This window comes from Collinsella sp. TM06-3 (genome assembly GCF_003436395.1).
Lineage (GTDB): Bacteria > Actinomycetota > Coriobacteriia > Coriobacteriales > Coriobacteriaceae > Collinsella.
Genome location: NZ_QSPG01000010.1, coordinates 39,619 through 51,527 on the forward strand (window position 1 = coordinate 39,619; position 11,909 = coordinate 51,527).

Annotated in this window: 9 protein-coding genes; 8 read left to right on the forward strand and 1 reads right to left on the reverse strand. The window is 62.2% G+C overall.

What is annotated here, in order from left to right:
• The first annotated feature begins 5 nt into the window (after positions 1-5).
• From DXD56_RS05710 to DXD56_RS05730, 5 genes are all read left to right on the forward strand, one after another.
• Positions 6-1,193 carry an ABC transporter permease gene (locus tag DXD56_RS05710; RefSeq protein ID WP_117640504.1) on the forward strand — a complete coding sequence of 396 codons (1,188 nt, stop codon included), beginning with the start codon at positions 6-8 and terminating at the stop codon, positions 1,191-1,193.
• Positions 1,180-2,385, forward strand: a complete 1,206-nt coding sequence (locus DXD56_RS05715; protein WP_117630025.1) for an ABC transporter permease — start codon at positions 1,180-1,182, stop codon at positions 2,383-2,385. The genes DXD56_RS05710 and DXD56_RS05715 overlap by 14 nt, the downstream gene beginning before the upstream one ends.
• A gap of 319 nt (positions 2,386-2,704) precedes the next feature.
• On the forward strand, positions 2,705-3,418 hold the full coding sequence (locus tag DXD56_RS05720; RefSeq protein ID WP_117640505.1) for an ABC transporter ATP-binding protein: 714 nt from the start codon (positions 2,705-2,707) through the stop codon (positions 3,416-3,418).
• A gap of 8 nt (positions 3,419-3,426) precedes the next feature.
• Positions 3,427-6,093 carry an ABC transporter permease gene (locus tag DXD56_RS05725; protein ID WP_117640506.1) on the forward strand — a complete coding sequence of 889 codons (2,667 nt, stop codon included), beginning with the start codon at positions 3,427-3,429 and terminating at the stop codon, positions 6,091-6,093.
• Between the two features lie 152 nt (positions 6,094-6,245).
• Positions 6,246-7,451: a DUF362 domain-containing protein gene (locus tag DXD56_RS05730; RefSeq protein ID WP_117640507.1), complete on the forward strand. Its 1,206-nt coding sequence runs from the start codon at positions 6,246-6,248 to the stop codon at positions 7,449-7,451.
• Between the two features lie 251 nt (positions 7,452-7,702).
• On the opposite strand, the gene DXD56_RS05735 is transcribed toward DXD56_RS05730, so the two are convergent.
• On the reverse strand, positions 7,703-8,668 hold the full coding sequence (locus DXD56_RS05735) for an alpha/beta hydrolase (protein ID WP_117640508.1): 966 nt from the start codon (positions 8,666-8,668) through the stop codon (positions 7,703-7,705).
• Between the two features lie 186 nt (positions 8,669-8,854).
• Here DXD56_RS05735 and DXD56_RS05740 point away from each other — a divergent pair, with 186 nt between their 5' ends.
• From DXD56_RS05740 to DXD56_RS10210, 3 genes are all read left to right on the forward strand, one after another.
• Positions 8,855-9,538 (forward strand): hemolysin III family protein, encoded by a 684-nt coding sequence (locus DXD56_RS05740; protein WP_199411553.1) that lies wholly within the window; start codon positions 8,855-8,857, stop codon positions 9,536-9,538.
• Between the two features lie 110 nt (positions 9,539-9,648).
• A complete protein-coding gene (locus DXD56_RS05745) occupies positions 9,649-11,022 on the forward strand; it encodes a hemolysin family protein (RefSeq protein WP_117640509.1) in 1,374 nt (457 codons plus the stop codon).
• 24 nt (positions 11,023-11,046) lie between these two features.
• Positions 11,047-11,880: a hypothetical protein gene (locus tag DXD56_RS10210; RefSeq protein WP_222847434.1), complete on the forward strand. Its 834-nt coding sequence runs from the start codon at positions 11,047-11,049 to the stop codon at positions 11,878-11,880.
• Positions 11,881-11,909 lie beyond the last annotated feature (29 nt).

The window sequence follows — 11,909 nt, forward strand, 5'->3', positions numbered from 1 at the left end:
CAGCCATGATCAACACCATCATTATCACGGTCAAGACGCTGCTGCGCCGGCCGAGCACATGGGTCTGGGGCGCGCTCTTTCCCATTGCGCTTTCCACGATGTTCATGTTTATGTTTGCGAACCTCAGCTCCGACGGCAAGGTCGATCCGGTGCCGGTAGCCGTTGTCGCCGACGAGGCCTGGGACGCTTCGACCTTTAAGGACGTGGCGACGTCGCTTGCCAAGGAGGGCGACGACCAGCTGCTTAAGATCCACGAGTGCGACGACGCGGCCGAGGCGAACCATGCGCTCAAGTCCGGCGAGGTTGCGGGCGTCTACGCGGTCGACGACGCGGGCGCGCCCAAGCTTACGTTGCTTTCGAGCTACGATAGCTCGCGCGCCAGTACGGTGCTCACCGACCGCAGCATCCTGGAGACGGTGGCGAGCTCGTATACGCAAAATGCCGAGCTCATGCGCCAGATTGCCCAGGACAACCCGGCGGCGCTCGCCGACCCGGAGGCGGTTGCGCGCGCCCTGTCGCTTAAGGGCGGCACTCGCCGCGTGAGCCTTACGCGCACCACGCCCGACGGTACGACCATCTACTATTACGCGCTCTTTGGCCTGGTCGCGATGATGTCTTCCGAGTTTGCGGCCCTGGCCGTCGTCGATCTGCAGCCCAATCTGTCCGGCCTCGGCGCGCGCCGCTGCGTGGGCGGCGTCTCCAAGACGGCGTCGCTGGCCGGCATTTTTGTCGGCTCGTGGCTGGTCTCATTTGCCTCGATGGCGATCGCGATCGGCTACGTGCGCCTGGTGGTCGGCATCGACTTTGGCGGGCGCGAGGGGCTGTGCCTGGCGGGCGGCACCGCATCTGCGCTTGCTGCCACGGGCCTGGGGCTTTTTGTGGGGACGCTTCCCGTTAAGGGCGGCAAGGCGTCCAAATCGGGCATCCTCACGGGCTTTGCCACCACGTGCGCCCTGTTCGCCGGACTCTACGGCGAGCCGGCGATGGCGCTTGCCGACGATGTTGCCCGCGCCTGTCCGGCCGAGTGCTGGCTCAACCCCGTCAAGCTCATCTGCGATATGTTCAACCGCCTGTATTTCTTTGAGGATCTGGGTCCCTTTGTCGTTCGCGCCGGTGCGCTTGTCCTCATGGCCCTGGTGTTTGTCGCCGCCGCTACGCTGATCTTTGGAAGGAGCCGCTATGAGCACCTTTAAGACCGCGCTTCGCATGGCGCTCGCGCACCCGTTCTACCTGCTCATCTACACGGTGTTCATTTCACTCATGGGCGTGTTCATTGCGGCCTCGGTCAGCTGGAACTCGTCGCAGCTGACCGAGTACAAGCCCTACGACGCCAACGTGATTGTGGTCGACCGCGACGGCAGCGATCTTTCGCGTGCGCTTACCAGGCACCTGGGTTCGCGCTTTGACCTGGTCACGGGCGTCGGCGACGACACGTACGACCTTGCGGACGCGCTCTCCAAGAGCAACAGCGCCAAGGGCAGCGCCGACTGCGTGTTCTTTATCCCGGAGGGGTTTGAGGACGATCTTGTTGCGGCCGCCCGTGCGGGGGAGGACTTGCCCAAGCTCGATGTGACCTACGGTTCCGGCACCATGGCGGCGGCGCTTTCGTCTGCCGAGGTTTCGCGGTGGATCTCGCTCGCGGGCGCTGCGGCGGTGCTTGAGCCTGCTGCCTCCGGGGCCAGTGTCGCCAAGACCGCCGAGCACGCCGCCGCAAAGCGCGCGGAGGTCCAGATCGAGCAGGTCAAGGTTGACTCGACTGCCGCAGCCACGCTCGAGTCGTACTTCAACTTTGGCGCGTACGCGATCATCTCATCGGTCATCGTTTCGGTGGGACTGGTGTTTTCGGGTATGAACGAGCCCGAGCGCGTGCGCCGCATGGAGGCCGGCCCGGTCTCCGAGCGCCAGCGTTCGCTTGCTGTGTTCGCGGCTGCCGCGGTGCTTACCGTCTGCATCTGGTTCGTGTCGAGCATGGTGGGTGTCGTGGGCTTTGCCGGCGCGGTCGCCGAGGTCGGTGTGGGTCGCGTGTGCCTGGCGCTGGCGGCGACGCTTGCCCTGGCGTGCACGCCGCTGGCCGTTGGCTTTACCCTGTCGAGCTTGGGCGCGCGCGAGGAGCTGATCAACGGCGTGGGCAACTTACTCGGCATGCTCATGACGTTTTTGGGCGGCGCCTGGATGCCGCTGTCGCTCATGGGCTCGGCCGTGCAGACGGTGGCGCACTTTGTGCCGACGTTTTGGGTGAACGACGCGATCGGCAAGGCGCTTGCCTCGGATCTAACGGCCACCGTGTTGGGCGACATCGCCTGCGACCTGGGCGTCACGGTGCTCTTCGCCGCCGCCATCGCCGCCGTAGGCCTGGCCCTCACCCGCGCCAAATCCCACGCCTAGCTACCTGGTCATCGGGGACGTTCTTAAACGGCTAGTCATCGGAGACAGTCTTTGTCGATTCGCCGGCCCGCCGGTCGTGCCGGCAAGGACTGTCCCAATATGTCGGCACTTGGGGACGTTCCTTTCCTGCCGGCACTTGGGGACAGTCCCGGCATTCATTGGGGACAGACTTAAATGAGTGGTTTCAGTCATTTAAGTCTGTCCCCAATGAGTACCCAATGACTGGTTTGGAAAAAATCGCGCCTGTCGCTTAAAAATAGTTCGCCTGGGTTTACTATTACCCTAGAAAAGTAGCAGAAGGCTAACAACGGGGGATAGCATGTCGACAAAGCAAGCCTATGTCCAGGTCAGCGGGCTCAGGAAACACTACGGCGACGGTGATGCGCGCCTGACGGTACTCGATGGCATCGACACGTCCATCAACCGCGGCGAGATCTGCGTCATGCTGGGGCCCTCGGGCTCGGGCAAGTCGACCTTTCTCAACCTGATCGGCGGCCTGGAGGATGCCGACGGTGGCTCCATCATGGTGGACGGCTGCGACCTCACGGTGCTCAAACCTACCGATCTGGGCGAGTATCGCCGCCGTGAGCTGGGTTTTGTCTTCCAGTTCTACAACCTGGTGCCCGATCTCACCATCAAGGAGAACATCGAGGTCACGGCGCACCTGTCCAAAAACCCGCTCAATGTCGACGACCTGCTGCGTTCGCTGGGCCTCTACGAGCACCGCAACAAGTTCCCGCGCCAGGTCTCGGGCGGCCAACAGCAGCGTTGCGCCATCGGCCGCGCACTCGTCAAAAACCCGGGCCTGCTGCTGTGCGACGAGCCCACCGGCGCGCTTGACTACAAGACATCCAAGGAAATCTTGCAGCTCATGGAGGATGTTAACCGCACCTACGGCTGCACCATCATCATCGTCACCCACAACGCCGCCATCGCCCGCATGGCCAACCGCGTGCTGCGCCTGCGCGACGGCCGCATCGTCGAGGATGGGCTCAACGAGTCGCCCGTTGCGGCCGCCGAGCTCGATTGGTAGGCGATGCCATGACACCTCTCGCAAAGCGACTCCCGCGCGAGCTGCGCCGCAATATCGGCAAGTACCTGGGCATCTTTTTGCTTATGTGCGGGAGCATCGCTCTCACCTCGGGCTTTTTGCTCGCGGCGCATTCCATCGGTTGCCTTATCGACGACATGCGCGATGCGTACACGATTGAGGACGGCCGCGTGACCACCTCCTTCGAGGCTACCGACGACCAGCTCAAGGCAGCCGAGGACGCAGCCGACGACGTCGGCGGCGTCACGCTCTACAAGAATTTCTCCATCGACGCCATCATCAAAAAGACCGCCGGCGACGACGGCACCAAGCGCACGTTGCGCACCTATGCGCACCGCACCAAGGTCGATATCGCGTCCTACTGCGAAGGCAAGCAGCCCAAGACGGACGATGAGGTGGCTATCGACCGAGTTTTTGCCACCAACAACGACCTTGTCGTGGGCGATAAGGTTGAGCTTGAGGGCCGCACCTACACCATCTGCGGCATCATGACCCAGCCCGATGGCCAGGCGCTGTTCCTCAACAATTCGGACTTTACGGTGAACACCATCACCTATGGTGTGGCCGAGGTCACCGACGCCGGCTTTGCCGCGCTCGAGGATGCCGGTGGTGCACCTGCCTACACCTACTCCTTTGCTTTTACCGATCGCGACCTCCCCACCGCGGATCGCATCGATGCGGAGCAGGATATGGTCGAGGCGCTGACCGATGCCGATGCGCGCGTGGACGATCTGATCGACGCCGATTCCAACCAGGGTATTGGCTACGCGCGCGACGACGTAGACGGCGACTCCATGATGTGGATGACGCTGCTCAACATTATCATCGTGATCATGGCGTTCGTCTTTGTGGTCCTTACCGACGCCACCATCGAGGAGGAGAGCGCCATCATTGGCACGCTGCTCGCCAGCGGCTATCGCCGCCGCGAGATCGTGCTGCACTACCTGGCACTTCCCGCCATCGTGGGCGTGGTCGCGGCGCTTTTGGGCACCGCGCTCGGCGTCGCGTTCTTTACCGAGCCCATGCGCGGCCTCTATTACGGTTCGTACAGCCTGCCTCCCTTCCAGGTGTACTGGAGCTGGGAGATTTTTGTGAAGTGCGCCGTGGTTCCCGCTGCCGCGCTCATCCTCATCACGCTGGTGGGCCTGCTTCGCAAGATGGGCAAGACGCCGTTGCAGTTCCTTCGTCACGAGGCGAGCGGCAAATCGGGCACCAAGCGCGGCCTGCAGCTGCCGGAGCGCATGGGCTTTGTCTCGCGCTTTCGCCTGCGCATCTTCCTGCGCAACCTGGGCAACTTCGCCACGCTCTTCGTGGGCATTGCGTTTGCCTCGCTGCTGCTGCTCTTTGGCCTGGCGATCCTGCCCACGATGACGCACTATGCGGACAACCTGGAGACAAGCCTGGTCGCCGAGCACCAGTACACGCTCAAGGCTCCGCTAGAGCTTGAGGGTACTGCCGAGGAGCGCGGGCAGTGGGCGGCGCTCGAGCGCTTGCAGTCGATTGACGGCGCGCTGCTCTCCGCCGCCCAGGATGCCGATGACGAGCTTGACGACGCGGCCGATGCGGCGCAGACGGCAGCCGATGCCGCGACCGCATCTCCGTCTGCCGAGAGCCTGGCCGCGGCGCAGGACGCGCTCGCCAAGGTCCAGGACAAGAAAGATGCGCTTTATGCGCGCCTCGATGACCTTGCCGATGCCCTCGGCTGCGACCGCGATGAGGCCATCGACCTGATCGACGAGGCCTCTAAGATCGACACCGACAACGACGACATTCACCCGATCAACACGACCGACAACGGCGCGGGCGCAATCGCGCAGGCCGAGAAATATGCCGTTTACCAGCTGCAATACGACCGCGGCGAGGGAAACGGCACAGAGGCCATCTCTGTCTACGGCATCTCGCCCAACTCGCGCTACTGGAAGGGCCTCAACATCGGCGACGGACACGTCGTCTTTGGCGGCGGCCTGCTCGACAAGTTTGGCTGGAGCGAGGGCCAGAAGGTCGAGCTTCGCGACAAGTACGAGGCTCGGGATTATTCCCTTGAGTACGCGGGCAAGGGCTGCTCCTGGGGCTCAAAGTCGGACATGAATATCTATATGAGCATCGATGACTTTAACGAGCTGTTCGACAACGATGCCGCCTACTTTAACGGCTATGTGAGCAACGAGAAGCTCGACCTCGACGCGCGCTACTTTGCCGGCGACACCACGCCCGACGACATGCGCGCCGTGGGCGACCAGTTTATCGGCATGATGAGCAAAATGATCGGCATGATGGTCGGGCTCGCGGTGTTTATCTTCCTGCTGTTTATGTACCTGCTGACCAAGGCGGTGATCGACCACAGCGCCCGTTCGATCAGCTACATGAAAGTCTTTGGCTATCGCGATAGCGAGATCTCGCATCTGTACATCCGCTCGATCACGCTGTGCGTGGCGGTGTCACTCGTGCTGAGCCTGCCCGTGATCATTGGCTCGCTGACCGCGATTTTCCGCTCGATGCTGCTCGCCTACAACGGCAATATCGAGATCTACGTGCCCGCTTGGTCCATGGCTGCATGCGTCGGCATCGGCTTTGCGACCTACCTGGTCGTGGCGCTGCTACACACGCGCTCCATCAAGCGCGTCAGCCTGGCCGAAGCCCTCAAGGTGCAGGAGTAGTCATCGGGGACAGTCTTTGCCGATTCGCCGGCCGGGCGGCAAGCACTCATTTAAGTCTGTCCCCAATGAGTGGCTGTGCTTGACTTCGACCCTACTTTAACGGGTACCATCCTCTATGTCTGTAACGCCATATAGACCGAGGGGATATAACTATGACCGCAACTGCACCCGCAGCACCCGCTAAGGTGTACTTCACCAACCTGCGCACGCATGCTCGCGAGAGCCAGCTCGACAAGCTCAAGCGCCTCATTCGTCGCGCAGGTATCGAGCAGATCGACTTCGAGAATAAGTTCGTCGCCATCAAGATCCACTTTGGCGAGCGGGGCAACCTGAGCTTTTTGCGCCCCAACTACGCCCGCGCCGTCGCGGACGTGGTGAAGGAGCTGGGCGGCAAGCCCTTCCTCACCGACTGCAACACGCTCTATGTGGGCAGCCGCAAAAACGCGCTCGAGCACATCGACACCGCCTACCAGAACGGCTTTACTCCGTACGCCACGGGCTGCCAGGTCATCATCGCCGACGGCCTCAAGGGTACCGACGAGGCACTCGTCCCGGTCGAGGGCGGCGAATACGTGCACGAGGCCAAGATCGGCCAGGCGCTCATGGAAGCCGACATCGTGATCAGCCTCACCCACTTTAAGGGCCATGAGCAGGCCGGCTTTGGCGGCGCCATGAAGAACCTGGGCATGGGAGGCGGCAGCCGTGCCGGCAAGATGGAGCAGCATGCCGCCGGCAAGCCGAGCGTCGATACTACCAACTGCGTAGGTTGCCGTGCCTGCGAGAAGATTTGCGCGCACAGCGCCATCACGTTTGACGGTACGCGTGAGCGCGAGCTTGCCAACGGCAGCACCCGCACGGTTCACGTGGCTACCATCGACCACGATCGCTGCGTGGGCTGCGGACGCTGCATTGCGGCGTGCAACCAGGACTGCATCAAGCCCGACTATGACGCCGCGGCCGACGTACTCAACTACAAGATCGCCGAGTATACGAAGGCCGTTGTCCAGGATCGCCCCAGCTTCCATATCTCGCTCGCCATGGACATCAGCCCCAACTGCGACTGCCATCCCGAGAATGACACGCCCATCGTCAACGACATCGGCATGTTCGCGAGCTTCGACCCGGTCGCCATCGACCAGGCCTGCGCCGATGCCGTCATGGCATCCGAGCCGCTGCCTAACACCGAGCTTACCGACAGCGCGGCCAAGATGGAGCATAACCACGAGCATTTGGAGGGCGAGCAGGCCAAGGATCCCTTCTGCATCACGCATCCCGACACCGACTGGCGCTCCTGCATCGCACACGCCGAGAAGATCGGCCTGGGCACGAGCAAGTATGAGCTCATCGAGGTCAAATAGCGCCTAGCTATTGAACATATCAAGTGCCTTTGTGGCGTAAGTCGAGCAAAAGCCGCCCGCGAGCACAGCGCTCGCGGGCGGCTTTCCGGAAGTATGCGGCAAATTTCGAGACCGCCGAGCGCACGACGTTTTTTGGCAACAAAACCCCTGATAAATTGTTGATAAAACTGCGGTCTGGTCGGCAGTTCCAGATTTTGCCGCATACTTCCGAAAATAGGGGGTCAGATAAAGCCCCGGACGTTGCTTTTTGCCTAAAAAATCTTTCCGAGGAAGTCGTCGACCGTATTCCAGTAGAGCTCGGGGTCAACTTGCGCACTCTTGGCGTGGGTGGCGCCATGGATGGTGAGCTTTTGCTTGACCTTGCTGGCGCACGCGTCGTAGTTTTGGTCGAGCATACTGTACGGCACAAAGGTATCTTGATCGCCATGGATAAAGAGCATGGGGACCGTCGCGTGTTTAAGCTGCTCCACGCTGCTCGCCTTATGAAAGTCGTAGCCCGCGCGCACCCTGCACACCAGGTTCGCCACATCGAGCAAGGGGAAGCTGGGCAGGCCGAACACGTCCTTGAGCTGTAGGGAAAACTCGTCCCAAACACTCGTATAGCCACAGTCCTCGATAATGCATTTCACGTTTGCGGGCAGAGATTCCCCCGCGACGTCCATGGCGGTTGCCGCACCCATCGACTCGCCAAAGACCAGGATGCGCGCCTCGGGGTCAGCCTGAACGATTCGCTCGATCCATGCGACGATGTCGAGGCGCTCGGGCCAGCCCATGCCGATATAGTCGCCGCCGGAGCGCTCGTGGGCACGCGCGGCGGGCGCGAGCACGTTCATGCCGCGGTCGTGGAAGCGCTTGACGTATCGGGCCATGCCGATGGGCTCGTCGGTGTATCCGTGCAGGCAGATAGCGTAATCGTGCGTGCTCTCCGGGGCGGCAAAATACCAAGCGGCAAGCTCGGTCCCGTCATCTGCGGTGAGGCTGCTGCTCTCGCGGTTCTCTTTAAACCATGCCCGCGCCTCGGTTCCCTCGGCATCCGGCTGCTCACCTTCTTTGTCGTTCTTGCCATCCTGCATCATCTTCATGGTGTACGGCGCTTGGGGGTTCAGGGCAAAGTCAAACAAAAAGTTGCCGGCAAATCCGAGCAGCGCGACGACGAGCACCAACGCAACAACGCCGGCTATCTTGAGCTTCCGATGGGGGTGTGCGCTTTGAGGCATTTACGGTTCTCCTTATAGATGTTAATACATCAACATTTAAAACAAGCGCATTATGGACGTTCGCCGTTGATGCGTCAACAAGCAAAGAATGGGTAAACAAAGGGGCACACATGGTGCAAATTTCGCACGTACCCAGACGCTTTGATATAGTGTTGAGAACTATTTACGTTGGAGGATGTAACCGGCATGTCCGATTCGAGCGACAGTTCTAAGCCGCGACCCAAGACCGCGGCCGTTCCACACTACACGGTGGGCGAGGAGATCATGAACTCCGTCACCCATGGTGTCGGCTGTCTGCTGGGTATCGCGGGCCTGGTGCTCCTGATCGTATTCGCTGCCCTGCGTGGCGGGGGCCCGGCCCACATGGCCGCGGCGATTGTCTATGGTGTCAGCATTATCCTCGAATACCTCGCCTCCACGCTCTATCACGCGATTCAGCCCGCGGGCGCCAAGCGCGTGTTTCGCATCATCGACCACAGCTGCATCTACCTGCTCATTGCCGGCAGCTATACGCCGTTTTGCCTCATCACGCTCGCAAACGACGGCGGCCCTATGCTGTTCTTTGCCGTATGGGCCATCGCCATTATCGGCATCGCCCTCGAGTGCTTTCTGCGCGAGCGTCAACCGCACTGGGTATGCGGCCTGGTCTACCTGCTGATGGGCTGGCTCGTCGTCTTTAAGCTGCCCGAGCTCGTGTCGCTGCTCAACCCCGTGGCGCTTGCCCTGCTCGCCGTCGGCGGCGTGTGCTACACCGTGGGCGTGCCGTTCTATATCGCCAAAAACGTGCGCTATCTGCACAGCGTGTTTCACCTGTGGGTGCTCGCCGGCAGCATCTTCCAGTTCATGGCGGTGATTCTCTTCGTAATCTAGCGACCGCGTCTGCGCGCCCGCGTCCTCGTTTGGGCGCCGGTGCAATTGCCGTATCCGTCATCAACGTTTTACCCTAACGTCCCGAATCTTGGAGGTTCGAGAAACTCCCGATGGACATAACCATCTCCCTTATCACCACGCTCGTCCTGACGCTTATCAACGGCTACTTCTCCATGTCCGAGATGGCTCTCACCACGGCCAAGCGCGCCGTGTTGGAGCACGATGCCGAGGAGGGCGATAAACGCGCCGAGCGCGCCGTCCAGCTCGCCGCCGATTCCGACCAGCTGCTCGCCACCATCCAGGTCGCCATCACGCTCGTGGGCTTCGCCTCGTCCGCCGTCGCCTCGACGAGTCTGTCCGACCCGCTCGCCACGTGGCTCATGAGCTTTGGCATCGCGCCGCTTTCAGCCATCGCGCGCGGCCTGGCGCCGGTCATCATCACCGTCGCGGTCGCCTTTGTGTCCATCGTGATCGGCGAGCTCGTGCCCAAGCGCATCGGCCTCGCTAACGCCGAGGGCGTATCCAAGCAGGTTGTGGGACCGCTCTCCGTGTTCCAAAAGATCGCCCGCCCGCTCGTGTGGCTGACCGGCGCCTGCTCCGACGGCCTGGCCCGCATCCTGCGCATTAAGAGCGCCGACGACCGCCAGAACGTCTCGGAGGAAGAGATCAAGTACATGGTCTCGGAGCAGGACGACCTGCTCGACGAGGAAAAGCGCATGATCCATGAGATCTTTGACCTGGGCGACACCGTGGCTCGCGAGGTCATGGTGCCGCGCGTGGACACCACCATGTGCGAGGACGACGAGACGGTCGCCGACGTGTTGTCCACCATGCGCCAGACCGGCTTTAGTCGCATCCCCGTCTATCATGAGGATCCCGACAACGTCGCGGGCATCGCGCACATTAAGGACCTGATTCAGCCCGCGCTCGACGGCAAGGGCGACCAGCCCATCGCCGACTTTTTGCGCGACGCCACCTTTGTGCCCGATACCAAGGACATCCTGCCGCTGCTGTCCGAGATGCAGACCTCGCACGACCAGATCGTGGTCGTCGTGGACGAGTACGGCGGCACGGCCGGCATCATCACCATCGAGGACATCGTCGAGGAGATCGTCGGCGAGATCGAGGACGAGTTCGACCCCGACAACAAGTACCTCACGCGCCTCTCGCGCCGTGAGTGGCTCGTCGATGGGCGTTTTTCGTGCGATGACGCGATTGAGCTTGGTTGGCCGCTCGAGGAAAGCGATGATTATGAGACCATCGCCGGCTGGATTTTGGAGCTTTGCGACTCGGTGCCCGACATCGGAGAGGTGTTTGAGGTCGCGGGGTACAAGTTTAAAGTGCAGTCGATGCGTGGCCAGCGCATCTCGCTCATTCGCGTGATCGCTCCGGCCGAAACCGATAAGAAGGATTCCGAGTCCTCGGCAGAGAAGCCGGCGACGTCGGGTGCGGGCCCTGCGGACCCGCACGACGGCGACGAGTAGGGCAAGGACGAGTAGGGGAGAGTTATGGCAGGCCTGTTCAACATCCTTAAGGTCACCGTCAGCGAGGACAAGATTTGCGCGCACGTGCTGGTGAACCCCGGCATGCCGCTCATGACCTCGGAGGATATCGAGGCCACGGCGCGCGTGTACTACCTGGTGCCCGCGATTGCCAAGCACCTGTGCCTGGGCGATTCGGGTCGCGAGTTCCAGGACTGCATGGGCCAGACCGAGCTTTGCCACCTGCTGGAGCACGTGACGGTCGAGCTCATGAACGAGACCGGTCTTGCCGGCAGCATCTCGTGCGGCCGCACGCGCGTAAGCGAGCACGACGAGCGCGTCTTTGAGGTTGAGCTTTCGTGCCCCGACGACGCGCTGGCTATCGGCGCGCTGTCTTCGGCCACCTTTATGATGGATTGGGCCTATCTGCACGCCGACCAGCCCGCCCCCGATGTGGACGGCACGGTCGCGGGCCTGCGCAACTTGGTGCTGGGCATGCGTGCCGAGGCCGAGGGCAAGGACCCGCACGAGGCCGTTGCCGCTGCGAACGGCGAGGACGTGGCCGAGGATGCGCCCGAGGGCGACACTCCTGCCGAGGCCGACGCCGAGCCCGTTGCCGAGGCGTCTGCCGAGCCCGAGCCCGCGGAGCCCCAGGGTGTCCCGAGCTTTGACGACGAGCCGCAGGAGGCAATCGATACCGAGGGTGCGGTCGCCGAGAACCACGAGGCCCCCGCGGCCGTCTTTGGCGGTGCGGCAACGGCTCCGTCCGGCTCGGCGCACGAGGGCAACCTGCCGCTCGTCGATGGCGCCGGCGAGGACCCGGCTGCCACGGTGGCCATGCCGGCTGCGCCTCAGGAGTAGGCTCACTCGCTTATCACCATCATGTACCT